This is a genomic window from Streptococcus sp. HMSC065H07 (assembly GCF_001837325.1).
Classification (GTDB): Bacteria; Bacillota; Bacilli; order Lactobacillales; family Streptococcaceae; genus Streptococcus; species Streptococcus salivarius_H.
The window spans coordinates 162,491-187,298 of record NZ_KV832038.1 but is presented as its reverse complement, the minus strand read 5'-3'; the positions used below and the strand labels follow the sequence as shown (position 1 = coordinate 187,298).

Sequence of the window (24,808 nt, the reverse complement as noted above, 5' to 3'; positions counted from 1 at the left end):
AGTCATAATTAGGTAACGTAAATATTTGAGGTCAAAATCTATATTATATTTATTCATTAATAAACAGGTTGAGTAGCATTAGCTCAACCTGTTTTTTTCTATACTCGCATCTTTTTGACTTATGTATTATCTTACAATTTCGCAGCGGCTGCCTCATCCAAGATAAGGGTCACGTCTGGATGATGTTGCAAGACACTGGCTGGGACTTCCTCTGTCACTGGCCCCTTGACCATCTTGAAAATGGCATCTGCCTTCTTGTCACCATAGGCAAACAAGATAATCTTCTTAGCAGCCATAATAGAAGCAATCCCCATTGAAATAGCCTTTGTAGGGACTTGGTCTCGACTGGCAAAGAAACGGCTATTGGCTTCAATGGTGCTGTCAGTCAAGTCGACCACATGGGTTTGACTATCAAAAGGCGTACCTGGCTCATTAAATCCAATATGCCCATTACTTCCGATTCCTAGGATTTGCAGGTCAATGGCATGTTGTGCCAAGACGTCATCGTATTCCTTGGCCGCCTGTTCTAAATCTTCAGCCATGCCGTCAGGTAAGAAGCTCTCTTTAAATGGCTTGGCATCAAAGAGTTGAGCTTTCATAAAGGCATGGTAGCTCTGCTCATGGTCTGGTGCTAGTCCGACGTATTCATCCAAATTGACGCTGTAAAGTTCCGAAAATTCCACGTCACTCTCAACCATCTCTTGGTAAAGGGCGATAGGTGAACTACCTGTCGCCAATCCCAATGTCTGAGCACCCGCTGCAAGGCTCTCTTTAAGAAGATCAAAAGCAACTTTGCCTCCCTCAACTTGATTTTCAACTAAAATCTTTTTCATTTTATTCACCTCAATATTGGTATATACCATTTTTATTTATTATCTCTTTTTTTAACCTTTTTGTCAAGCGCTTTCACTCGATAAGTTTAATGACGGTCGCCCTATATCGTGCTATAATAAAAAGGCTGAACATTTTTAAACGAGGAAAGAAATGAATACAAACGATTTTGATTTTGAACTGCCAGAGGAACTAATTGCTCAAACACCCTTGAAGCAACGTGATGCCTCTAAACTCTTGGTCATTGATCCTGTAACCAAGGAAATGACTGACACCCACTTCGACCACATCATCGACCAGCTTAACCCTGGAGATGCCTTAGTCATGAACAATACGCGCGTGCTTCCTGCCCGCCTCTACGGTGAAAAACCTGATACACACGGTCATGTGGAATTTCTCCTTTTGAAAAATACCCAAGGGGATCAATGGGAAGTTTTGGCTAAGCCTGCGAAACGCCTTAAAGTAGGCGCTAAGGTCAGTTTTGGTGATGGCCGTTTGACTGCCACTGTCACTGAGGAACTAGATCACGGTGGCCGTATTGTAGAATTTAGCTACGACGGTATCTTCCTTGAGGTCTTGGAAAGTTTGGGCGAGATGCCATTGCCACCTTATATCCATGAAAAATTGGAAGACCGTGATCGTTACCAAACGGTCTATGCCAAGGAAAATGGCTCCGCCGCTGCACCAACAGCTGGTCTCCATTTCACACCTGAATTGCTTCAAAAGATTGAAGCCAAAGGCGTAAAATTGGTCTACCTCACCCTCCACGTTGGGCTGGGAACCTTCCGACCTGTTTCTGTTGAGAATGTCGACGAACATGAGATGCACTCAGAGTTTTACACCCTCAGTCAAGACGCTGCCGATACCCTTAATAGCGTCAAAGCCTCGGGAGGTCGCATTGTGGCAGTAGGAACAACCTCTATCCGAACACTGGAAACAATCGGCAATAAATACGATGGTCAACTCCAAGCTGACTCAGGCTGGACCAATATCTTTATCAAACCAGGCTACCAATTTACAGTCGTAGACGCCTTTTCAACCAACTTCCACCTTCCAAAATCAACCTTGGTGATGTTGGTTTCAGCCTTTGCTGGTCGTGAATTCGTCCTCGATGCCTATAAACACGCCGTCCAAGAACGCTACCGCTTCTTCAGTTTCGGAGATGCCATGTTCGTCACACGACCTGCTGAGAAATAATATTGATTTTGAGACTTTTCCCTATAGGAGAAGTCTCTTTTATTGCTCGTCAAATTCAGAAAAAATCCATCAGTTCATAACTGGTGGATTTTCTATTTATTTCTCCGCAAACTGGCTATTATACAAGTCGTAATAGAAGCCTTTATCTGCAAGGAGGGATTCATGGTTCCCTTGTTCGATGATTTGTCCATCTTTAAGGACCAAAATCTTGTCTGCTTCTTGAATAGTTGATAAACGGTGAGCGATGACAAAGCTTGTTCGACCCTGCATGAGAGTTTTCATGGCTTTTTGAATCAAGAGTTCCAGACGGGTATCCACCGATGAGGTTGCCTCGTCCAAAATCAAGATTTTAGGGTCGGCCAAAAGCGCACGGGCTATGGTCAAAAGCTGCTTTTGTCCCAGTGAAATGTTACTTGATTCCTGGTTCATTTCCATGTTGTAACCGCCAGGTAGCGTACGGATAAAGTGATCCACATTGGCAGCCTTAGCGGCTTCAACAATTTCTTCGTCAGTCGCCTCAAGATTACCAAAGCGAAGGTTTTCCTTGATAGTTCCTTCAAAGAGCCAAGCATCCTGAAGCACCATACCAAACTGCTTACGATAATCCTGACGTGACAAGTGACGAATATCATGACCATCCACCGAGATAGAACCAGACGTCACATCATAGAAACGCATGAGAAGATTGATAATGGTTGATTTTCCGGCACCAGTTGGGCCGACAATAGCGACCATTTCGCCAGGATTGACTTCAAGATTAAAGTCACGAATCAGAGGTTTATCGGCCACATACTGGAAGTCCACATGCTTAAAGCTAACTTGACCGGTCAAATCTCCTTCAAGCACTTCAGTAGCATCATTAGCCTCGTCTGGTTCATCCATCAGTTGGAAAATACGGTCCAAAGAAGACTTAGCACTCTGCAATTGTCCAGCTAACTGAGTCAAGTTCTGAATAGGTTGATTAATCTGCCAAACGTACTGAACAAAAGCCTGCATATTACCAATCGTCAAGCGACCAGCCAAAACTTGCAAACCACCTAGAACAGCGACAATGAGATAGGTCAAGTCAGATAAACCATTAAGTACAGGCATCATCAGGCCTGAAATGAAATTGGCCTTAAAACCTACCTTCTGAAGGTCTTCCGTAATCTCTTTAAAGTCGTCTAAAGATCTATCCTCACGGCCAAAAAGTTTAAGCACATTGAAACCAGTCAGATTTTCCTGAACAAAACCGTTAAGAGTACCTAGAGCATCAGCCTGCTGCTTAAAGTAAGGTTGAGATTTACTCATGATAAAACGGGCACCAAAGAAAGTAATCGGAATAGTGATAACAACCACAGCTCCCAATTGAAGATTAAGGTAAAGCACTGTTCCAATAACTAAGACTAGAGTAAAGACGGCATTAACAATCTGCAAGAATGACTGCTGTAAGGCATTAGATACTGTCTCGACGTCACTGGTAAAGCGTCCCAAAAGGTCCCCAAATTGATGCTTGTCAAAGTATGACACTGAGGTACGATTGATTTTCTCAGTCATCTCATTACGCATATCCTGAACCGTTGCCTGCACGGCATTGGTCATAAAATAGTTGGAATAGTAGGCAGCCAACTCATAAATAAGACCACGCAAGAGATAAACAACTAGAACCAAACCAACATAGTAAACGTTAATATGAGCGCCTTCGACACCCTTCATAATGTCCAGCGTATTTTTAGTCAACTCTGTAATAGCTAAACCAATGACCACTGGCTCAAGGACACTCATGATAACACTAACAATTTTCAGGAAAATGGCTAGGTAAAGTGGGAAACGATAAGCCTGCAAGTATGACCAAAGACGGCCAAAACTTGAGGAATGATTTGTTTTCTTTTTATTATTCTTCATTTTGACCTCCTTCTAGTCTTCCGTAAGACTCTTTTGATTCAATTGTGAATTAGCAATTTCACGGTAAATGTCATTGCTTTCCATAAGCTCTTCATGACGGCCACGACCAACGATTTCACCTTCATCCAAAACAATGATTTGATCAGCATCCATGATAGTTCCCACACGTTGGGCTACAATCAGGACTGTTGCATCTTGAGTCACTTCTTTTAGACGACGGCGCAAGGTCGCATCAGTCTTGTAGTCCAAGGCAGAGAAGGAATCATCAAAGATATAAAGATCAGGACGTTTAACCACCGCACGTGCAATTGACAAACGCTGCTTCTGACCACCAGAAAGGTTGCTACCACCCTCAGCCAAGTGAGAATCATAGCGTTCTTCCTTACTTTCGATAAATTCCTTGGCTTGAGCCACATCAGTAGCTTGATTCAATTCTTCATGACTGGCATTTTCCTTACCATAACGGATATTTTCACCGATAGTCCCTGTAAAGAGTAGGGCTTTTTGTGGAATAAAGCCAATCTTACGACGAAGAGCCTTAATATTGTAGTCACGGACATCTACACCATCAACAAGAATGCGTCCAAGTGTTACATCATAAAAGCGTGGAATCAACTGTACAAGTGATGATTTTCCTGAACCCGTAGACCCAATAAAGGCAATGGTTTCACCAGGTTTTGCCTTGAAAGAAATGTTGTGTAGGACAGGACTTTCAGTTTCACCGGGATAGGCAAAGGTCACATTGTCAAATTCCAAATATCCCTTAGTCTCGGTTTCTGTCACGCCATCTTCATTTGGATTGATAGAAATCGGCATGTCCATAATTTCCTGCAGACGTTCACTAGACACCGCTGTACGAGGATACATGGTAAAGAGATTGGCTAGGAAAAGGAAAGACAATAGTGCATGGAAGCTGTACTCAATAAAGGCAACCAAGTCACCGATAGCCAAACTTCCAGAGCCTAATGGCTCAAGGGCAAACCAAACAATAGCCACAATCATAGCGATGATGATTTGCACAAAAAGTGGCTCGGTCAAACCAGTCAATTTGAAAAGTTTGTTTGAATTATCCGCATAGACAGCATTTTCAGAAGCGAACTTCTTCTCTTGAAAATCTTCTCTAGCGAAAGCACGTATGACACGAAGTCCAGTCAGATTTTCACGAGCATACTGGTTAATCTTGTCGAGAGTTGCCTGTTGCTTTTCAGAAAGCGGACGCGTTTTTACCGCCACATACCAGACAACTACGGCTAGGAAAGGTAAGGAGATTGCCACAATCCAAGCCAAAGATGGACTTGTCGTCAAAATCAAGAAGACACTGGAAACCATCATCAAAGGAGTGATAACCCCTAGCTTAAGAACCTGATCCGCAAACTGCATAAGCACAAAAGCATCTGATGTAATACGAGTCACCAAAGAGGATACCCCAATCTGCTCATACTCGTGGTGGGAATACTCCTGAAGCTTAGCATAAATGTCATTACGCATGACTTGCACCATAGTAGTGGTCAATTTACCAACCGCATAGGACAGAAGTATACGACCAACAATCCCAGTCAAAACTACACCAAACATGACCCAAGCATAAGCGTAAAGCTTATCAACATCACCACGGTTTATTCCCTCATCAATCATTCTGGCAAGAACCGTCGGCAAACCCAAGTTAGCAATAACAAATAAAATGGCTGCCGTAAAATTCATTGCTAGCCACTTAGGATAACGTCTGAGATAAGACCAAATATAAGCCATAAATTTCTCCTTTTCTTTTTAGCATTTACCATGCCTTTAAGATTTTTATAGTTATTTACAACCACTAAAGCCGTAAAAGACACAGAAAAAGGGCGTGACAAGCACGCACATCACCTACATTCTAACAAATGAAAATATTAAAAGCAATAGAAAAAACCAGAGCTTATGCCCTGGTTTTCTTTATTAAGCGACTTGATATGTTCACGGATAAAAAGAGGTTCACCAAGTTCCTGCTCCAAATCTTTTAACTGACGACTGAGTGTCGGCTAAGTAATCATCAGCTTCTCAGCTGCCTTGGAGATACTCCCCTCCTCAGCAATAGTAATAAAATAACGAAGCACTCTTAACTCCATGCCATCCTCCTAATTTTCCTCATAAGATTTAAACGGTTGATTCTTCTCAGGATATCGGTCTGGTGTAATGGCGAGTCCCATTTGCTCTTTTTCGTGATATAACTCTTTCATAAGCGACCACATCATCAACACTAGTACTATGGAAAATGGAAAAGCGACAATAATGAGCGTGTTTTGTAAAGCTGTCAATCCACCAGAAAACATGAGTGCAATAGCAATCAAGGCCAGCATGACACCCCAAATCACCTTTTTACGATTACTTGGATTTAGATTGCCATCTTCAGACAACATGGCCAAAACATAGGTGGCAGAATCCGCCGAGGTCACAAAGAAGGTTAAAACTAAAATAATTGCCAGGAGTGAAAGGACACTTCCCAGAGGATATTCATTAAAAGAGGCAAAAAGAATTTCTTCTGTGGCAAAACGTATCAAATTAACTCCCGAATCTTGTAGTGAAGTAGATAAGGTACCAAAAGCAGAAAACCAGACAAAACTAAGGACTGTTGGTGCCAAAAGCACTACTGTCAAAAATTCGCGAATAGTCCGACCTTTTGAGATACGGGCAATAAAGACGCCCACAAAAGGTGACCAGGAAATCCACCATGCCCAGTAAAAAATGGTCCATTGGTTAATCCAAGCCCGCTTAGTCTCATCAAAAGCCGCCGCCCGAAAACTCATACGGAAGAAGTTTTGAAAATAAAGGCCGATAGAGTCTGTCATGGTGTCAAATATCTTAACCGTTGGCCCCAAAACTATGACTCCAGCAAGCAAGACAATAGCTAAAATCAAGTTTGTATTAGATAGGATTTTAACACCCTTTCCTAAACCTGATAAGGCAGAAATAAGAAAAAGAATTGTCGCAATGATGATAATGATGACTTGCACAAGACTATTATTAGGAATACCAAAGACATAGGAGAGACCACCATTGATTTGTGAGGCACCAAAGCCGAGCGTTGTCGCTACCCCAATCACTGTCGCAATAATGGTGATGGTATCGATAATGGTTGCTATTGGTCCGTCCGCATATTTTCCAAAAAGAGGCTTAAAGACGACTGAGAGCTGATATTTCTCCCGTTTACGAAAGCCAAAATAAGCCAAAGACAATCCCACCAGGGCATAGACCGCCCAAGCATGAAATCCCCAGTGAAAAAAAGTAAAACGAAAAGCATCTGCGAGAGCATCCGCACTGCCTATTTCTGCATTGGGCGTCGAGATAGCAAAGTGACTCAAAGGCTCTGCTGCCCCATAAAAGACCAGACCAATCCCCATTCCAGCAGAAAACATCATGGCAATCCATGACGTCGTCGAATGCTCTGGCCGACTCGTGGGATTACCCAAGCGAATCTGCCCTATCGGACTTACAATTAAAAAGACACAAAAAATTAAAATCCCCGTAACCAATAACAAGTAAAACCAGCCAACACTAGTTGTTAAGAGATTTTTTAAGTAAAAACTAATATTTTGAAACTGCTGGGGAACAAAGAGCCCTAACAAGACTAAAATAAATATGATGACGAGTGAAAGCTGAAAAACTTTTGTTATTTTAGAATACTTCACCATTTTACCTCCTTATGTGTTCTTAGTTATAAAAAGTTTTTGAGAAAACTTAAAATTCTATATGGTTTCATTGTAACACAATTGTTTAATTTATACATATAGCAACCGAATACATCCAACATATTCGCACCGTATTCTTCAAATATTTGACCAATCTTTTGAGAAAGAGATCCCTTTTTCTTTTGCAATATTCTTGATTTTAGCTTTGAAACTATTAGCATTTGAAAATTTCACGACAAGACCTCCACATATGATTGTAGTTTTTCGGTTACTTTAAATAGTTGTGCATAGTGATACAACTTGGCATAATCAACAGCTCCTTTTTTAAAGTAAGCTTGAAAAGCTGGAGCAATAACTTGAATATCGACATGATAAGCTGTTCTCAAACACTCCACTAATGTTCGTTCCATATCATATACTGAGATAAACTGTCCAGCCTGTCGCTCCAGTCTAATAATACCGATTTCATGATACTTTCTATCGACAATTGGCTTGACACCAGCTTCTTTCATTGGCCTCGTATTTGTCCCGAAAGGAAAAGTCATCACAGGCTCAAATGGAATGGTAAGGGACAGACCATGTAACCAAAGTGCTGTTTCTAAGGAATAAATTCCTTTTGGAAAACGGTACTGTAAACTAAAATAGTCATCGATATAGGTATCTGGCAGATGATAGATACCTCTTTCAATTGATTCCACTTTCCCTTTTGAGACTAATTGATTCAGTTGTTGATAAGAAAAGTTAAGCTCTTCCATATCACGAAAAGTTATTACTCCATGATTATTTTTAATATAATTATAAACGGGTTTCTCTAACAAATCCATATCACCACCTCCAAAACAATATGCTAACAAATCAAGTCATTGTTAGCATATCCTTTTTTATTTCGTCGTATACGCAAAACTCAAGTTACTATCCACTCCAGATAATTTACGGAAGGTATAGTTTGGATTGCCATTGTAATTGGTTTCGGAGATAAGGAATGAGCCATTTGGGTAGAGTTTTTCGACGAAAGCCACATGTCCGTATTCTGCTGGTGTGCCATGTCCTCCTCCCGCAAAGGAAATAATAGCTCCTGCTTGTGGACTTGTCCCTGTCTCCCCACCGAGACTTGCGGCTGTTCGTACCGAATCTTGGCCATTGCCCATGGTACTGATAATTGGAATCTTCTCACCGTTTTTTCCTTTGAGTTTTAGACCCAGTTGGTTAATACGGGCTGCGACTCCCCAAGTACATTGGCCGTAAGCGTAACCCATACCATCACCACCTCCTGGAATAGAGTTTTCAAAAAGGTCTCCTCGTACAGCTTCAAGTGCTTTTAGATCACTTTGTGCTGTCCCGCCGTTGGGTTGACTAAAGCCTTTTTCAATTTGGTAATACCACTCACTGGCTCGTGTCTGACGTTCAAGTAGTTTATCACCACTATTTCCTTCCCAGTAAATGAGAAAGAGTTGGGCGATATTTTGCAAGATTGGTACTAGACTCATATTCCAAGAGCTAACTGTTGAGGTTTATTCGGCGAAGTCTGGGATTTCTCCGACATTAGCAAACTCATCCAGATAGCTTCTAACATGGATAGGCAGTTGCCCTTTAAAGTCCACATCAGCCTGTCTGGTCAAAGTGGAGAAAACCATAGAGAAAAATAAAGCAGATAGAAAACGAAAGGTAGTATCATTATCTGGAATAACAAGATAGACCATAGTCTTCTGAGTGCCCCACGTTTTCAAGTCCATAGAGTCTTTTTGCGTCAAATCAATCACCGATTGGATATTAAAAAGGGTAAACTTCGCTGTTGTGACCGCAATCACCAAATCCAACGTCTTATCCTTATAGTATTGAAAATCTGCCCAGTTTCTCATGGTAAAGTTCTCGTGACCGTATTTTTTAGCGTAATCTTCAAACAAGACTTTTGGGAGTTTATAATAACGCTCTGATGTCTGAAATTGATTAGCAGTAATACATTTCATGATTATCCCTCCGAGACTAAAATTCCAAAATTCCCGAATTCATCAAATCAGATTAAACCTGTTTGTTCCATTTCATTTACCAGTTGAGTTGCTTTTAGATTATCAACTCCCATGATGGTCATGATATGGCTTTTCACGATTTGACGTGATGACTGTTCTTCCTTTTGCATAATTACCTCCGAAACGCAAAAAAAGGGTAGACACTAGATTGTCTACCCCCGAAAGTTTATTAAAACAAAAATCCTGCCAAAGAATTTTTGGCAGGAAACCAAATCAATTTATCAGTTTCTCATAATCGCTTATCGTAAAAAAAACCAGAGCTTATGCCCTGGTTTTCTTTATTAAGCGACTTGAGTCGTTACCTTATTATTTAAGAGTAACTGAAGCTCCAGCTTCTTCAAGTTTAGCTTTGATTTCTTCAGCTTCAGCTGCAGCAACACCTTCTTTAAGAACTGATGGTGCACCGTCAACGATAGCTTTAGCTTCTTTAAGACCTTCGCCTGTGATTTCACGTACAACTTTGATAACGCCAACTTTTTTGTCGCCTGCAGATGTCAATTCAACGTCGAATGAATCTTTAGCAGCACCAGCGTCAGCAGCACCAGCTGCAGCAGCAGCTACAGGAGCAGCAGCTGTTACACCAAATTCTTCTTCGATAGCTTTTACAAGGTCGTTCAATTCAAGGATTGAAGCTTCTTTAATTTCAGCAATAATGTTTTCAATGTTCAATGCCATTGTGATTTCCTCCAAATGTGTTTTTTAATATAATTTTTTAAACGTAGCTTAGGCTACGAGTTGTGAAGATGGCTTACGCAGCACCGTCTTCTTTGCTTTCTGCAACCGCTTTGACAGCGTATGCAACGTTGCGCACTGGCGCTTGAAGTACAGAAAGGAGCATAGAAAGCATACCTTCTTTGTTTGGAAGTGATGCAAGAGCGTTGATTTCTTCGACTGAAGTGAACGCGCCGTCAACAACACCACCTTTGATTTCAAGAGCTTCTGCGTCTTTAGCAAATTCGCTAATAACTTTCGCTGGTGCGATAACATCTTCGTTTGAGAATGCTACTGCAGATGGACCAACGAAAAGTTCTTTAAGGTCTTCAAGACCTGCTTCTTCAGCTGCACGAGTCAAGATTGAGTTTTTGATAACTTTAAATTCAACGCCTGATTCACGAAGATTACGACGAAGAACTGTATCTTGGTCTACTGTAAGTCCACGAGAGTCAACAACAACGATAGATGCTGCAGCTTTCATTTTCTCAGCGACAATCGCAACCTGTTCAGCTTTCTTAGCAATAATAGCTTCACTCATTAGTAGTTTTACCTCCGTTTTTATTTTTGGGCTAGGCACAAAAAAATCGTACCTAAACCTAGACACGAAAGTACAATACGTTACAAAAAAATAGTTACGTTTTGTGCCTCGGTTGGATGTTTATGAGTTTAACTCCCCAACTGTCTTAGGTCAGTTTTTTCAAACCTCATTTATAATATCATGACCTAAATCAGACGTCAAGAAAAAAATGCAATTTTTTTTATTTTTTTCTCTATCTTTTTTGAAAAGCATAAAACCTCTCAAAATCCAAAGATTTCAAGAGGTCATGTTTAATCATATCTAAGTGCTTCGATAGGATCGAGTTTCGAAGCTTTATTAGCTGGTAGGAGACCAAAGATAATCCCCACTGCTGCTGAGAAAGCAATGCTTCCCATGGCTACGCCAAGAGAGACCGTCGCTTTAAGCTCCATGGCATTCCCAATTGGTCCAACGACTAGGGCCGCAAAGCCTAGCCCGATCAAACCTCCCAGGATGGTCAAAACCATGGACTCAATAAGAAACTGAGTCAAGATTTTACGACGTGTGGCACCTAAAGCCTTACGAAGACCAATCTCTCGTGTCCGCTCAGTTACCGAAACCAACATGATGTTCATAACACCGATTCCGCCAACTAAGAGTGAAATGCCAGCAATAGCTCCGACAACGGTGGTAATGGTTCCAAAAATCGTATTCACCTGATCTAGGGCCGAACTCATATCTGCTGCCTTATATTCTCCATTGTCATCTTGGGCTAACTGGGTCAAGCGTTTGGCAGCATCCTTAGCAACGCTACTACTATTTTTCACATCGGTCACATGGAAAAAAATCTGACCAATAGCATCGGTATTATTTTCAGCTGCTAACTGGGTATTGGCCACAAGAGCTGTTCCAATTTCACCATAGGCACCGATTGCTGTGTCTTTATTCTTATAAACACCAATCACACGATAATCATTTTTCCCAATAGTAACCACTTGGTTAAGGGCATCCTCATTCGTCTCAAAGAGTTTTTTAGCTACCATCTGATCAATGACAATAACTCGCGAAAAGTTTTTGTAGTCATTGTCTTGCAAGGAACGTCCTGTCAACATCTCTAACTTTTTAGCCTTAAAGTAGCCCTGACTGGCACCTGTGATATTAACGTTCTTCACAGTCTTTTTTTGGAGGGAGATAGAGGAAGTTAGGCTGTTGGTCACAAAATAACTATCAATACCAGGCGTCTGCTTTGCTACTTGCTCTAGCCAAACTTCTTTAACCGGTTTGGTAGGTTGTGACAAGTCCGCATAGGCAGGATCTAGCTCCTCACCCTTGGCTTCATAGTAGACTTGAACCGTATCCTTGTCTCCGGTCACACTATCGGTAACACTCTGACGCATCCCATTTCCTAGGCCCATAATGAGTACAACAGCAGCAACACCAATGATAATCCCCAACATGGTCAGGAAGGAACGCATCTTGTGTGAACGAATAGAACTAAGAGCAAATTTCCAATTTTCCATTCTTACCTCCTAGTCTATCCGAACGCTATCCGTTGTGTCTTGGGTGATCTCCCCATCGCGGATGACAATCTTACGTCGGGCATAGTCTGCAATCTCTGGCTCATGAGTAACCATGACAATGGTCTTTCCTTCACGGTTTAGCTGGGTTAAGAGATCCATAATCTGGGTTCCTGTCTTGGTATCAAGCGCACCTGTAGGCTCATCCGCCAAAATGATTGCCGGATCGTTAGACAGTGCACGCGCAATGGCAACCCTCTGCTTCTGTCCACCAGACAGCTCCGATGGTAGGTGATGGCTACGGTCTGACAAGCCAACTTTTTCCAAGAATTGTTGTGCCCTTTGCTTACGTTCACGTGGAGATTTCCCTGCATAAATCAAAGGAAGCTCTACGTTCTTTTGGGCGCTTAACTTTGGCAAGAGAAAAAACTGTTGAAAGATAAAGCCAATCTGGTCATTTCTTACCTTGGCTAGGCGATTTTCAGAGAGTTCAGCCACATCCTCGCCCTCGAGTTGATAGGAACCTGTAGTCGGTTGATCAAGAAGACCGATAATATTCATAAGGGTTGACTTCCCTGAACCAGAAGGGCCCATGATTGCCACAAAGTCCCCTTCTTCAACTGACAAATCAATACCCTTGAGGACCTGCAGGGACTCTTGACCATTTTTGAAAGACTTGGTGATGCTCTTTAAAACCATAAGTGCTGGCTTAGTCACTAGACCTCACCTCTTCTCCACTAGTGTCTTTTGATTGTTTGCTATCAGCATCCGTCACATCTTTTAGGGTTTCGCCATCCTTAAAGGATTTATCTGCCTTGGTGATAACTTTTTGACCTTCTTTAAGTCCTGAAGCAATTTCCTGTTGCTTGGCATCCGCATTGCCAAGTTTAACCTTGACTTGCTTGATTTTCTGAGTTTCATCATCGTAAACCCAGACATAGTTGTCAGAGCCTTTCTTGGTCACAGCAGTTACAGGAACCAACAAGGCATCATCATCTTTTGTCACTTCAAGAGATACATTAAAACCTTGCTTCAGTTTTCCGATTGGACTGGTCAATTGAACCTTGTATTCATACTGAGAACCTGACTGACCTGAGTTGCCAGATGTCCCCGTTGACTGGTTGGCATTTTGCTTAGGATAATTGGAAACATAGCTGACCTTCCCTGTCCAAGTTTGATCAGGGTATACTTTGGAAGTAATCTTGACCTTTTGCCCCACTGAAATATTTGGAATGTCATATTCTGTTAAGGTCCCTTGAATCTCAAATTGGCCTTCACTTGTCACATGAACTAGGGTTTGGCTCTCTTTTGAAGCAGGGTCCACAGAGTCCGCGACTTCTACGACTGTCCCATTAGCATCTGAAACAATCACTGTTTGGTTGAGAACATCTTGTGCCTTTTCTAGCTCTGATGCTGCATTGGCAATGGCATCATTATAATCTTGCAAAGTTTGGTAATTACTTGCCTCGGTTTGCTGACGCTGTTGAGGACTAACGGTAGTTGTCGAATCATCCTCATCCGAATCACTACTTGTTTGTGCTGAAGACGCAGGAGCCGTCCCATACTGTTGGAAATAATTACGGTCACGAACTGCCTTATTATAGGCACGACTAGCCGTATCATAAGCCGCTTGGGCTGAGGTGCTGTCGTATTGGACCAGTTGCTGACCGACGCTAACTTCCTCACCAACAGAGACTGTCACAGTGGCATTGCGTCCAATGGTATTGTCAAAATAAACATACTGTTCCGACTGTGCCTTCACCATACCAGTCAGAAGGGTCGACGAGGCCAGCTGCCCCTTAGTTACCTTACTTGCTGTAGGGGACTCAGAAGCCTTATCATTCTTGCCACCACCTGCAAAAAGGTTAAAGCCTAGGACCAAAAGGACAAGGAAGCCAATTCCTCCAATGATCCAAACTCTTTTTTTATTTTTAAATAACTTTGGACTGATTTTCTTTCGCATATGTCTCTCTTTTCTTTTTTGTATCACATGGATAAAACAATTGTAATACTTTTAACTTTCAGTGTCAATGGCCTTCGCTGACATCCATGACACCATAATGCAGCTTTTGATTGGGTCGAACCTGGCGTTCAAAACCAAGTTCTTCAAAAACGGTATCTCGAAAATGTGCCTTGATGATAATTTTTTCCCGCGCAACACGTTTAGCTTCTTTTAGCCATTCTTCTGTCAGACGGCTACCATTGGCCAGAGGCTTGATAGCCTCTAGATTTTCCGATTCCTTGATAATCTCTGAAAACATAGGATCGGCATAGATGATATCAAAGGAATTGTCAGCTTGAGCCTTCAAAAAAGACAAGCTATCGCTCTTAATAGCTTTAATAGAACGCATGGCCTTTTCAAGCTGCTTATCATCTGTCTGATAAGAGGCAAGACCACGAGAAACCACCTGAAAAATCACATCTTGACTCTCAAGGGCAGTCACCTGATTTCCCGCTGCTGCCATCACTAGGCTATCAGAAGCCAGACCCATGGTCGTGTCAAGAATAGCCTTGGGAGACTTACCTAAAAGACTGACTAAAGCGTCATGGGGAGCCTTAATCCTGAGAGCAGCCGTATCTGGATGGAAGGTCAACTCACTAGCATCCGAATTGATAAAAGACAGTCTATCTTTATATAGGAGATAGAAAGGTCCAAAGCGCTCTAAACATTTCGCCAAAGATAACTTGCGCCGAGGCTGGTAATCAGCTCCGAGGTCGAGAGCTAGTTCTTGGGCACGCGCAATCAAGGTCTCGTTTTCCCGTAAAGATGTCGTAATAATCATGTTTCTAGTATAGCAGAATTTAAGTAGTCTAAACCATGGTCTTAGCTTTCATTTTTAACTTTCTAGCTTACATTTGTGTAAGAAAACTCCTCAGTAAGGTTGAGATTTATAACAGCAATCAACTAGGTTTAAATATGACACAAAAGATAAATCTCTGTAGGGAATATGAAAGAGTTTTTTGCGTACCTAGTCAGCTTAGACCGAGACTTTTGGCAGTGATGAAAACGCCTGAAGCAATTAGTCTCAGGCGTTCGGAAGTTTTGAGACGTTCGGCTCAAAACTTAGTCATGGAACTTCGAAGAAGATCGCTGACGTCTGCCATCACCCAAGAAAAGTCTCAAAAGAAAACTGTGCCTTCAATAAAAAAAGTCCCAGCAAGGCTGAGACTCTGTTTTAAAATTAGATAGCTTCTGTTGTAAAGCTACGGCTTTCAAGCACACGCACCATGGCATCTGCTGTATCAAGCGCTGTGAAGAGTGGGATTCCTGCTTCAATAGCAGAGCTACGAATTGCTGCTCCATCTTCGTCATAAGTACGTTTGTTACCAACCGTATTGACAATAGCTTGCGCTTTACCTGTACGAACAAGGGCTGGAATGTCGTTGTCGTCATTTTCACCTAATTTGTTAACAAGCGTTGCGTGAACTCCATGTTCATTCAAGAACTTAGCTGTTCCTTCAGTGGCGTAGATACCGTAACCGATAGCATCGAAACGACGAGCCAAATCAAGGGCTTCTTCTTTCGTATCATCATGAATAGTAAAGATGACATTACCAAAGGTTGGCAAGTGGAGGTAAGAAGCTTCAAAGGCTTTATAGAGGGCTTTTTCAAGAGTCGCATCTGTACCCATAACTTCACCAGTTGATTTCATTTCAGGTCCAAGGAGACTATCTACCTTAGCCAATTTTGTGAATGAGAAGACTGGTGCTTTAACATGGACATGCTTGCTTTCTGGGTAAAGACCATCTTTGTAACCTTGTTCAGCCAATGATTTACCAAGAATCAAGTTTGTAGCAACTTGTGCCATTGGGATATCAGTCACTTTAGACAAGAATGGTACCGTACGGCTGGCACGTGGGTTAACCTCGATAACATAGACAGTTTCGTCCTTAATAACGAACTGAATGTTCATCATACCAATACAGTTAAGACCGATAGCCAAGCGTTTAGTGTAATCAGCGATAGTCTCTTGGATTTTCTTAGAGAGAGTTTGTGGAGGGTAAACTGCCATTGAGTCCCCTGAGTGAACCCCTGCACGTTCGATGTGTTCCATAATACCTGGAATCAAGACATCCTTACCATCAGAGATGGCATCCACTTCACACTCACGTCCAATGATATAGCTATCAACAAGGACTGGATGGTCCGGACTTGCCTTAACGGCTGTACGCATGTAAGAACGAAGGTCATCTTCATTTTCAACGATTTCCATGGCACGTCCACCCAAAACGTATGATGGACGAACAAGAACTGGGAAGCCAATCTTACGAGCTGCTTCAACCGCTTCTTCTTCATTTGTCGCTGTTTGTCCTGGTGGTTGTGGGATATCGAGATCTTTAAGGGCTTGTTCAAAAAGGTCACGGTCTTCGGCACGGTCAAGGTCAGCAACCTGTGTACCCAAGATTTTCACACCAGCTTTAGACAATGGCTCTGCCAAGTTGATAGCTGTTTGTCCACCAAACTGAACCACGACACCCTTAGGTTGTTCCAATTCGATAACGTTCATCACGTCTTCGAAGGTCAATGGTTCGAAGTAAAGTTTATCTGAAACTGAGAAGTCTGTTGAAACCGTCTCAGGGTTAGAGTTCATGATGATGGCTTCGTAACCTGCAGCCTGGATAGCTTTCACAGAGTGAACTGTCGCATAGTCGAACTCAACCCCTTGTCCGATACGGATAGGTCCTGAACCAAGAACGATGACAGATTCTTTATCAGATTTGATTGATTCATTTTCCCACTCGTAAGTTGAGTAGAAATATGGTGTTGATGACTCGAACTCAGCCGCACAGGTATCAACCATCTTGTAAACAGGAACAATGTTATTTTCCAAACGTGTCGCACGAACTTGGTCAGCTGTTTGATTCCAAAGATCAGCAATCTTACGATCAGAGAAACCGTTACGTTTAGCTTCATTCAAAACATCAACATCGCCTACGTGAGTAGCCAATTCTTGTTCCAATTCGAAGATATGGAGCAATTTGTCGAGGAAGAAAATATCAATCTTAGTCAACTCTGACAATTCTTCAATAGTATAACCACGACGGATGGCTTCAGAAAGGTAGAAGAGACGGTCGTCTTGAGCTTTGACAATCTTTTCAACCAAGGCGTCGTCTGTGACATCCGCAAGTTCAGGCATTTCATTGTGGTAAACACCGATTTCAAGTGAACGGCAGGCTTTAAGAAGTGACTCTTCGATGTTACGACCGATAGCCATAACTTCACCAGTTGCTTTCATTTGAGTACCAAGACGACGTTCCCCGTGTTCAAATTTATCAAATGGGAAACGCGGAATCTTAGCAACCACATAGTCAAGAGCTGGCTCAAACATAGCGTAAGTTGTACCAGTGACTGGGTTAATCATTTCATCAAGTGTCAAACCAACAGCAATTTTGGCTGCCAATTTGGCGATTGGGTAACCAGTTGCTTTTGAGGCAAGGGCTGATGAACGAGACACACGTGGGTTTACTTCGATAACATAGTACTTGAAGCTATTAGGGTCAAGAGCCAACTGTACGTTACAACCACCCTCAATTTTAAGGGCACGAATAATCTTCAAGCTGGCATCACGAAGCATTTGGTTTTCAATATCTGACAAGGTTTGCGTTGGAGCAAATACAATTGAGTCCCCTGTGTGGATACCAACTGGGTCAAAGTTTTCCATGTTACATACCACAAGAGCATTGTCTGCGGCATCACGCATAACTTCGTATTCGATTTCTTTGAAACCAGCGATAGAACGTTCAATCAAACATTGGGTTACTGGTGACAATTTCAATCCATTTTCAGCGATTTCACGAAGTTCTTCTTCGTTGGCACACATACCACCACCAGTACCGCCAAGGGTAAAGGCTGGACGAACGATAACTGGGTAGCCAATCTCTGACGCAAAGGCAACTGCTTCTTCAACCGTATTTACAATCTCTGATTCTGGAATTGGTTGTTCCAAATCTTCCATCAATTGTTTGAAGAGGTCACGGTCTTCGGCTTGATCAATGGCAGACAATTTTGTTCCCAAAAGCTCTACTCCAAGCTCATCAAGAATGCCAGCTTTTGACAATTCCATTGCCATGTTCAAACCAGTTTGTCCACCAAGTGTTGGCAAGAGGGCATCAGGACGCTCTTTACGAAGAATACGTGTGACAAACTCAAGCGTAATTGGTTCAATGTAAACCTTGTCTGCGATTTCTTTATCAGTCATGATAGTCGCAGGGTTAGAGTTGACAAGAACAACACTGTAGCCTTCTTCTTTCAAGGCCAAGCAGGCTTGCGTACCAGCGTAGTCAAACTCAGCAGCCTGACCAATGATGATAGGACCAGACCCGATAACCATAATTTTTTTAATATCAGAACGTTTAGGCATAATTTATGATACAAAGCCCGTTAAGGACCCAGTGAAAATAGGAAACGTGACGACGACACCTAAGCGTCTAGTCACCGTTTATCTTTTTCACACAGTCCTTAGGGCGTGTTCACTTCCGTGAACCTGTATCTTCTCCTTTCTATTTGACAACTCTCTGGTTGTCATTAAATAAGGTAGTAGACTGGGGCGAACAAGAGTCACACCCCACTATAGTCACTAGACAGTTGCAATTAACGACGTGCTTTTTCAGCTTGGAAAGCATCAATCAATTCCAAGAACTCATCGAAGAGATAACTAGCATCGTGTGGACCAGGTGCTGCATCTGGGTGGAATTGCACTGAGAATGCAGGGAAGTCACGGTGACGAACACCTTCAACTGACTTATCGTTTATTTCTTCGTGTGTTACCATGAGGCAATCTGGAAGTGTCTCACGGTCAATGGCATAACCATGGTTTTGGCTGGTGAAGTCAACACGACCAGTCGCAATTTCACGAACCGCATGGTTAAATCCACGGTGACCAAACTTCATCTTGTAGGCCTTGGCACCATTCGCCAAACTAAACAACTGGTGACCCATACAAATACCAAAAATTGGAATTTTGCCTTGAATGCCACGAATCATATCAAGTGCATACGGTACATCTTCAGGGTTACCTGGACCGTTTGACAACATCACACCATCTGGATTAAGATGGAGAATTTCTTCAGCAGTGATATCATGTGGCACAACAGTCACGTTACAGTCACGTTTTGAAAACTCACGCAAGATAGAGTGCTTGAGACCAAAGTCAACCAAAACGATATTTTTACCAACACCTGGTGCTGGGTAGGCTGTCTTAGTTGATACCTGCTCAATATTGTTGGTTGGCAAAACAGTCGCACGCAATTGATCTTGCAAGTGCTCGATACTGTCACCAGGGCTGGCCAAAGTGGCTTTCATGGTACCGTGTTGACGGATAATCTTAGTCAAGGCACGTGTATCAATACCAGAGATACCAGGGATGTTTTTCGCCTTCAAAAACTCATCCAAGGTCATTTGGTTACGCCAGTTGCTGGCACGACGGCTAGCCTCTGACACAACGACACCCTTAGTCGTTGGCTTAATTGACTCATAGTCGTCACGGTTAACACCATAGTTACCAACAAGTGGATAAGTAAAAGTCAAAATTTGACCATTGTAAGACTGGTCTGTGATAGATTCTTGATAACCTGTCATACCAGTATTAAAGACGATTTCACCCGTCACATCCACATCAGCACCGAAGGCCTGACCTTCAAAAATAGTGCCGTCTTCCAAAATAAGTAAACGTTTTGCCATTATAGTAAATTGTTCCTTTCACTAAGATACAAAGGGCGTTAAACATCTGAATGAATTTCAAATCTAACAAAGAAGCTCTAGCCTCTAGGAAGATTTGTCTCTTTTCAAAGATTTAGCCCATGTTCTTTTTCGTCTGATTCTCTCAGGAATCGGTTAACGTAGTTTACGCTTTGCCATTTAAAATAGCTTCAATAATTGCCATACGGACAAAGACCCCGTTTTGCATCTGAGCAACGATACGAGCCTTAGGCGCCTCAACCAGGCTATCAGCAATCTCCACATCACGATTAACCGGAGCAGGGTGCATGATAATCGCCTGATCAGCTAACTTGGCATAACGTTCTTCAGTCAAACCATAGAGAGCATGGTAGTCTTCTTTTGAAAATCCTTTATCGTCCCCATGACGTTCGTGCTGAACACGAAGCAACATGAGCACATCCAAGTCCTCAATGACGTCGTCAATAGCCACATGCTGACCATAGACATCGAACTCATTCGAGTACCACTCTGCCGGACCAGCAAAATAAAGCTGAGCACCCAAACGCTTGAGAATCTGCATATTTGACTTAGCGACACGCGAATGCGTAATGTCACCTGCAATACAAATCTTAAGATCTTCAAAGGTTCCGAACTCTTCGTAAATGGTCATCAAGTCAAGCAAACACTGACTTGGGTGTTGCCCTGAACCATCACCACCATTGACAATAGAGGTCTGAATAGTTCTACTATCAATCAACTGCTTGTAGTAATCGACTTCCGAGTGGCGGACCACACAGATGTCCACACCCAAAGCAGACATGGTTAAGATCGTATCATAGAGGGTCTCACCCTTGTTCACCGAGCTAGTTCCTGCATCGAACTCAATCACATCCAAGCCAAGCTTTTTCTCAGCCACTTCGAAGGACTTGTGCGTTCGTGTTGAATTTTCAAAAAAGAGATTGGCAGCGAAATACTGTCGATCCAGCTGGAAATCAGCTCTGCCATTTTTAAAATCTCCACCTCGACGAATCAGGCCCAAGACCTCTTCATTCGTGAGGGTTTCCATTGTCACCAAATGTTTCAGTGACACTTTTCCATCTGCAATCGCCATAGTTTTTCCTTTTAAATTGATTGACTAATCTTTGCTACCTTTTTTAGGATCTGGCAAGATTTGGTAAAGCAAGATACCAAGAATGGTTGAACTTGCCACACCTGTGATTTGAAGACCACCAAGGTCAATCATCAAACCACCGATACCAGATACCAAGATAACACTAGCAATCAAGAGATTCTTTTTATTATCAAAATCAATCTTATGTTCAACTAAAATTTTCAAACCGCTAGCAGCGATAACCCCAAAGAGGGCAATAGATAATCCCCCCAATACAGGAGTTGGAATAGAATGCAAGAGTGCTGATAGCTTACCAATAAAGCTCATCAAGACCGCAATCACTGCTGCGCCCGCAATAACGTAAACTGAGTAAACCTTACTGAGGGCCATAACCCCAATATTTTCACCATAAGAAGTTACCGGAGGAGCTCCAAAGAATCCAGCGATAATCTGTGCCAAACCATCACCAGTAAGGGTGCGGTCAAGTCCTGGATCTTTGAAGTAATCACGCTCAGTCAAACTATTTAGAACCATGACGTGACCAAAGTGTTCAGTCATCGTCACAAAGGCAATCGGAGCCATGGTCAAAATCGCACTTGGATAGAGTTTAAAGCTATAATCCACAAATGGAATGTCAAAGTTTGGAACTTGAATCCAATGTGCCGCTGCCACCTCTGAGAAATTGATAAAACTATGTCCTGTCAGCAAACCAAGAAGCGCTGAGAAAATATAGCCCACAATTAATCCAAGTAAAATTGGGATAACACCGACAATCTTCTTGCCATACATGTTAAAGAGGATAACTGCAAAGAGGGTCACCATCGAAATCAAGAGAGCATAGATACTATAGCTTTTGTTCAAAGTTGTCGCATCATTGACTGCATTGGCTGCAAGGTTCAAACCAATCACCATGATAATGGGACCAACCACAATTGGCGGAAGGACCTTATCAATCCAGTCTTTACCCGCATACTTAACAATCAGAGCCACAAGCAAGTAAACCAAACCACCAGCCATGGCACCTTGAGCGACCGCTGCAATCCCATCAGTCTTCATAAGTGTCTGCATAGCCGCAATATAGGCAAAGCTAGACCCCATGTATGCTGGAATTTTGTACTTGGTCACCGTCAAGTGAGCCAAAGTTCCCAAACCAGATGAGAAAAGAGCAATAGCGGGATCAATCCCAACCAAAATCGGCACAAGCACCGTCGCACCAAACATGGCAAACAAGTGCTGGAATGACAAACCAACCAATAAACCAGGTTTCGGCATATCATTCACATCATATTTTACGTTATTCACGATATCAAAGGACTCCTTAAAATTAAGATACAAAGGGCATATAAAGAGCAAAGTAAAATTAGGAAATCCGACGCAGAAGCTTTAGCTTCCAGGAAGATTTATCTATTTTACACAGCTCTTAGCCCGTGTTCAATTAAACAAGATACAAAGGGACGTTTTGGCTTAGCCAAACATTTCTGTAGAAAAATAGGAAGTCGACAATGCACTCACAAGAGTGCTAGGAGACTTATCTTTTTTCCTAAGAAATGAGTCCCGTGTTCAATTAACAAGATACAAAGGGCGTTTCACCCTATCTGTCAGCCAACTTAGCTTGGATCAATAATGTTGACGCTATCTTTGCCATCAACTTCTGTCACCAACACTTCAATTTCTTCTGACTCACTTGTTGGGATATTTTTACCAACATAGTCCGCACGGATTGGCAATTCACGGTGACCACGGTCAACCAAGACAGCCAAACCAACACGCGCTGGACGTCCATGGCTAACGATATTGTCAATAGCTGCACGAATCGTACGACCTGTGTAAAGCACATCATCCACAAGGATAACATCCGTTCCATCAATTTCAATAGGGAAAACAGATGTGTCTTGTTCAGCCTTAACATCATCACGGAAAGCCTTAGTATCAAGCTCAATCAATGGCACATCAAGGTTTTCCAACTGTTTCAAGCGCTCTTGGATACGCTGAGCAATATAAACACCACGTGTCTTAATACCAGCCAAGACAATCTTGTCGAGATTTTTGTTACGCTCAATAATCTCATAAGTGATACGTGTAATGGCACGTTTCATGGTTACGTCATCGACGATTTCTTTTTTCTTCATAAAAAGAACCTTTCTAAATACAAAAAAATCCCCTCGAAAACAAGGAGATACACAAAAATATGAGTACAGTTCACCCGTACACTTCTCATGGCTCCTTGCCTGCCTCTCTGGACAGTGATTAAAGGACTTATTTAATTAGGTAAATTATAGCAAATTTCAGACTCTTTTACAAGAAAAAAACGGACGTCTCTCCCAAGAAAGACTATCCGTTTAATAACTGTTAAGCTTCTCTCAGCTTCTCCAAGGTTTCCTTGAAAATAGCAGGTTCTTCCGCTGTAAATTCGACCAATTCTCCAGTCGTAGGATGCGTGAAACCAAGGGTCTTGGCATGTAGAAATTGGCCATGGCCCTTGAGGGTCTTGCGTGGCCCATAAAGAGGATCTCCCGCCACCGGGTGACCGATATAAGCCATGTGCACACGAATCTGGTGCGTGCGACCTGTTTCCAGCTGCAACTCTACCAAGGTATAGTTGCCAAAACGTTCAAGAACGGTAAATCGTGTAACTGCAGGTTTTCCTTTAGCTGTAACCGCCTGCTTCTTGCGGTCCTTGTCTGAGCGCCCAATCGGAGCCTCAATCACGCCTCGATCGTTAGGCAGATTGCCATGCACGATAGCCACATACTTACGAAGGGACTTCTTATCCTTAAGCTCCGCCGCCAAAGCATTATGGGCCTTATCATTCTTAGCAATCATTAGAAGGCCTGACGTGTCCTTATCGATACGGTGGACAATTCCTGGACGAACCACACCATTGATAGACGAAAGGTCCTTGACATGATACATCAAGGCATTGACCAAGGTACCAGACGTGTGACCAGCTGAGGGATGGACCACCATACCTTGAGGTTTGTTGACCACTGCCACATCCGCATCTTCGTAGATAATATCCAAAGGAATATCCTCGGCCTTGTACTCCAAGACCTCTTCTTCCGGTAATTCATAGGTGATGACATCACCCTCTTTAACCGCATACTTGGCCTTTGCCGACTTACCATTAACCAAGACTGTCCCAGCCTTGATTGCTTCATTGGCCTGACTACGTGACAATTCTGTCAAATCTGCCAAAGCCTTGTCCAGGCGGTTTCCCGCCTCTTTAATGATGACTTCCATTTTCCTCTTTCCATAAGATTAAAATCAAGAGCAGCACGCCCACCGTTAGATAGGAGTCTGCCACGTTAAATATCGCAAAATCAATAAAATCAAGCTGAACCATATCAACCACGTAACCCAAGTGCAGACGGTCAATAAAGTTACCAATACCACCTGAGATAATCAAAACCAAAGATAGCACCAGCCAAAGACTCTTCTGATAATTCTTAACCAGATAAACCAGAGCCGCACCAATCACTAGAACCGTCAAAATCACAAAGAAATATTTCTGATCCTGTAAAATCGAAAAGGCAGCACCACGGTTCTGTAGATAGGTCAAGCTGAAAAGTCCGGGAATAGCCTTGATAACTTGGTTAAGGGCAATATTTGCCACAACCCAATGCTTAACCCACTGATCCAAACCAATCAGAGCTAGAATAGCCAAAGGAATCGCAACCTTACGCATAAA

The 24,808-nt window shown here is 42.5% G+C and carries 20 protein-coding genes, 2 pseudogenes and 1 other annotated feature; of the genes and pseudogenes, 1 reads left to right on the top strand and 21 read right to left on the bottom strand.

Annotated features, from left to right (window positions below; translation table 11 throughout):
- Window positions 1–131: 131 nt before the first annotated feature.
- On the bottom strand, window positions 132–833 hold the full coding sequence (locus HMPREF2637_RS07035; RefSeq protein WP_070839762.1) for a glucosamine-6-phosphate deaminase: 702 nt from the start codon (window positions 831–833) through the stop codon (window positions 132–134).
- A gap of 151 nt (window positions 834–984) precedes the next feature.
- On the opposite strand from HMPREF2637_RS07035, the gene queA reads away from it, so the two are divergent.
- Entirely contained in the window at window positions 985–2,028 is a 1,044-nt protein-coding gene (queA, locus tag HMPREF2637_RS07030) for a tRNA preQ1(34) S-adenosylmethionine ribosyltransferase-isomerase QueA (protein ID WP_070839759.1), read from the top strand.
- 96 nt (window positions 2,029–2,124) lie between these two features.
- Here the strand turns inward: queA and HMPREF2637_RS07025 are convergent, their stop codons facing one another.
- The 20 genes and pseudogenes from HMPREF2637_RS07025 to lspA form a co-directional block, all read right to left on the bottom strand.
- On the bottom strand, window positions 2,125–3,912 hold the full coding sequence (locus HMPREF2637_RS07025) for an ABC transporter ATP-binding protein (protein ID WP_070839756.1): 1,788 nt from the start codon (window positions 3,910–3,912) through the stop codon (window positions 2,125–2,127).
- A 12-nt stretch (window positions 3,913–3,924) separates the two neighbouring features.
- Window positions 3,925–5,661 (bottom strand): ABC transporter ATP-binding protein, encoded by a 1,737-nt coding sequence (locus HMPREF2637_RS07020; RefSeq protein WP_070839753.1) that lies wholly within the window; start codon window positions 5,659–5,661, stop codon window positions 3,925–3,927.
- A 197-nt stretch (window positions 5,662–5,858) separates the two neighbouring features.
- A pseudogene (locus HMPREF2637_RS11570) lies at window positions 5,859–6,014 on the bottom strand (LysR family transcriptional regulator); the annotation flags it as partial.
- Between the two features lie 9 nt (window positions 6,015–6,023).
- Window positions 6,024–7,577, bottom strand: a complete 1,554-nt coding sequence (locus HMPREF2637_RS07015; protein WP_070839751.1) for a BCCT family transporter — start codon at window positions 7,575–7,577, stop codon at window positions 6,024–6,026.
- Between the two features lie 227 nt (window positions 7,578–7,804).
- Complete coding sequence (locus tag HMPREF2637_RS07010) at window positions 7,805–8,398, bottom strand: type IV toxin-antitoxin system AbiEi family antitoxin domain-containing protein (RefSeq protein WP_070839748.1); 594 nt, start codon at window positions 8,396–8,398, stop codon at window positions 7,805–7,807.
- A 57-nt stretch (window positions 8,399–8,455) separates the two neighbouring features.
- A pseudogene (locus HMPREF2637_RS11565) lies at window positions 8,456–9,532 on the bottom strand (type IV secretory system conjugative DNA transfer family protein).
- Window positions 9,533–9,588: 56 nt separating this feature from the next.
- Window positions 9,589–9,711 carry a hypothetical protein gene (locus tag HMPREF2637_RS11560; protein ID WP_002269975.1) on the bottom strand — a complete coding sequence of 41 codons (123 nt, stop codon included), beginning with the start codon at window positions 9,709–9,711 and terminating at the stop codon, window positions 9,589–9,591.
- 196 nt (window positions 9,712–9,907) lie between these two features.
- The gene (rplL, locus tag HMPREF2637_RS06995) at window positions 9,908–10,276 is read right to left on the bottom strand and encodes a 50S ribosomal protein L7/L12 (RefSeq protein WP_002886110.1); all 369 of its coding nucleotides are present in this window, start codon (window positions 10,274–10,276) and stop codon (window positions 9,908–9,910) included.
- Between the two features lie 73 nt (window positions 10,277–10,349).
- On the bottom strand, window positions 10,350–10,853 hold the full coding sequence (gene rplJ / locus HMPREF2637_RS06990; protein WP_021145848.1) for a 50S ribosomal protein L10: 504 nt from the start codon (window positions 10,851–10,853) through the stop codon (window positions 10,350–10,352).
- 31 nt (window positions 10,854–10,884) lie between these two features.
- Window positions 10,885–11,021: a sequence feature (ribosomal protein L10 leader region), on the bottom strand.
- Window positions 11,022–11,143: 122 nt separating this feature from the next.
- The gene (locus tag HMPREF2637_RS06985; protein WP_064524846.1) at window positions 11,144–12,352 is read right to left on the bottom strand and encodes an ABC transporter permease; all 1,209 of its coding nucleotides are present in this window, start codon (window positions 12,350–12,352) and stop codon (window positions 11,144–11,146) included.
- A gap of 9 nt (window positions 12,353–12,361) precedes the next feature.
- Complete coding sequence (locus tag HMPREF2637_RS06980) at window positions 12,362–13,048, bottom strand: ABC transporter ATP-binding protein (protein ID WP_230315750.1); 687 nt, start codon at window positions 13,046–13,048, stop codon at window positions 12,362–12,364.
- Window positions 13,049–13,058: 10 nt separating this feature from the next.
- Entirely contained in the window at window positions 13,059–14,312 is a 1,254-nt protein-coding gene (locus HMPREF2637_RS06975) for an efflux RND transporter periplasmic adaptor subunit (protein ID WP_070839742.1), read from the bottom strand.
- A gap of 64 nt (window positions 14,313–14,376) precedes the next feature.
- Complete coding sequence (locus HMPREF2637_RS06970) at window positions 14,377–15,132, bottom strand: class I SAM-dependent methyltransferase (protein ID WP_070839739.1); 756 nt, start codon at window positions 15,130–15,132, stop codon at window positions 14,377–14,379.
- A 399-nt stretch (window positions 15,133–15,531) separates the two neighbouring features.
- Window positions 15,532–18,711 (bottom strand): carbamoyl-phosphate synthase large subunit, encoded by a 3,180-nt coding sequence (gene carB, locus HMPREF2637_RS06960; RefSeq protein ID WP_070839734.1) that lies wholly within the window; start codon window positions 18,709–18,711, stop codon window positions 15,532–15,534.
- A gap of 230 nt (window positions 18,712–18,941) precedes the next feature.
- Entirely contained in the window at window positions 18,942–20,030 is a 1,089-nt protein-coding gene (locus HMPREF2637_RS06955; protein ID WP_064524837.1) for a carbamoyl phosphate synthase small subunit, read from the bottom strand.
- Window positions 20,031–20,193: 163 nt separating this feature from the next.
- Entirely contained in the window at window positions 20,194–21,120 is a 927-nt protein-coding gene (locus HMPREF2637_RS06950) for an aspartate carbamoyltransferase catalytic subunit (RefSeq protein ID WP_002885976.1), read from the bottom strand.
- Window positions 21,121–21,144: 24 nt separating this feature from the next.
- The gene (locus HMPREF2637_RS06945) at window positions 21,145–22,422 is read right to left on the bottom strand and encodes a uracil-xanthine permease family protein (protein ID WP_064524835.1); all 1,278 of its coding nucleotides are present in this window, start codon (window positions 22,420–22,422) and stop codon (window positions 21,145–21,147) included.
- Window positions 22,423–22,727: 305 nt separating this feature from the next.
- The gene (gene pyrR, locus HMPREF2637_RS06940) at window positions 22,728–23,249 is read right to left on the bottom strand and encodes a bifunctional pyr operon transcriptional regulator/uracil phosphoribosyltransferase PyrR (protein WP_002890254.1); all 522 of its coding nucleotides are present in this window, start codon (window positions 23,247–23,249) and stop codon (window positions 22,728–22,730) included.
- 220 nt (window positions 23,250–23,469) lie between these two features.
- Window positions 23,470–24,360, bottom strand: a complete 891-nt coding sequence (locus HMPREF2637_RS06935; RefSeq protein ID WP_002886027.1) for an RluA family pseudouridine synthase — start codon at window positions 24,358–24,360, stop codon at window positions 23,470–23,472.
- Window positions 24,344–24,805 carry a signal peptidase II gene (lspA, locus tag HMPREF2637_RS06930; RefSeq protein ID WP_037602007.1) on the bottom strand — a complete coding sequence of 154 codons (462 nt, stop codon included), beginning with the start codon at window positions 24,803–24,805 and terminating at the stop codon, window positions 24,344–24,346. Before lspA ends, HMPREF2637_RS06935 begins: the two co-directional genes overlap by 17 nt.
- Between the last annotated feature and the right edge of the window lie 3 nt (window positions 24,806–24,808).

Coding starts and splice junctions, on each gene's coding strand:
- HMPREF2637_RS07010 (WP_070839748.1), bottom strand. CDS start 8,398: ATGGATTTGTTAGAGAAACCCGTTTATAATTATATTAAAAATAATCAT.
- rplJ (WP_021145848.1), bottom strand. CDS start 10,853: ATGAGTGAAGCTATTATTGCTAAGAAAGCTGAACAGGTTGCGATTGTC.
- HMPREF2637_RS07025 (WP_070839756.1), bottom strand. CDS start 3,912: ATGAAGAATAATAAAAAGAAAACAAATCATTCCTCAAGTTTTGGCCGT.
- queA (WP_070839759.1), top strand. CDS start 985: ATGAATACAAACGATTTTGATTTTGAACTGCCAGAGGAACTAATTGCT.
- HMPREF2637_RS06975 (WP_070839742.1), bottom strand. CDS start 14,312: ATGCGAAAGAAAATCAGTCCAAAGTTATTTAAAAATAAAAAAAGAGTT.
- HMPREF2637_RS07035 (WP_070839762.1), bottom strand. CDS start 833: ATGAAAAAGATTTTAGTTGAAAATCAAGTTGAGGGAGGCAAAGTTGCT.
- HMPREF2637_RS06970 (WP_070839739.1), bottom strand. CDS start 15,132: ATGATTATTACGACATCTTTACGGGAAAACGAGACCTTGATTGCGCGT.
- HMPREF2637_RS06985 (WP_064524846.1), bottom strand. CDS start 12,352: ATGGAAAATTGGAAATTTGCTCTTAGTTCTATTCGTTCACACAAGATG.
- HMPREF2637_RS07015 (WP_070839751.1), bottom strand. CDS start 7,577: ATGGTGAAGTATTCTAAAATAACAAAAGTTTTTCAGCTTTCACTCGTC.
- HMPREF2637_RS06950 (WP_002885976.1), bottom strand. CDS start 21,120: ATGGCGATTGCAGATGGAAAAGTGTCACTGAAACATTTGGTGACAATG.
- HMPREF2637_RS06980 (WP_230315750.1), bottom strand. CDS start 13,048: ATGGTTTTAAAGAGCATCACCAAGTCTTTCAAAAATGGTCAAGAGTCC.
- HMPREF2637_RS07020 (WP_070839753.1), bottom strand. CDS start 5,661: ATGGCTTATATTTGGTCTTATCTCAGACGTTATCCTAAGTGGCTAGCA.
- carB (WP_070839734.1), bottom strand. CDS start 18,711: ATGCCTAAACGTTCTGATATTAAAAAAATTATGGTTATCGGGTCTGGT.
- lspA (WP_037602007.1), bottom strand. CDS start 24,805: ATGCGTAAGGTTGCGATTCCTTTGGCTATTCTAGCTCTGATTGGTTTG.
- HMPREF2637_RS06935 (WP_002886027.1), bottom strand. CDS start 24,360: ATGGAAGTCATCATTAAAGAGGCGGGAAACCGCCTGGACAAGGCTTTG.
- HMPREF2637_RS06955 (WP_064524837.1), bottom strand. CDS start 20,030: ATGGCAAAACGTTTACTTATTTTGGAAGACGGCACTATTTTTGAAGGT.
- rplL (WP_002886110.1), bottom strand. CDS start 10,276: ATGGCATTGAACATTGAAAACATTATTGCTGAAATTAAAGAAGCTTCA.
- pyrR (WP_002890254.1), bottom strand. CDS start 23,249: ATGAAGAAAAAAGAAATCGTCGATGACGTAACCATGAAACGTGCCATT.
- HMPREF2637_RS11560 (WP_002269975.1), bottom strand. CDS start 9,711: ATGCAAAAGGAAGAACAGTCATCACGTCAAATCGTGAAAAGCCATATC.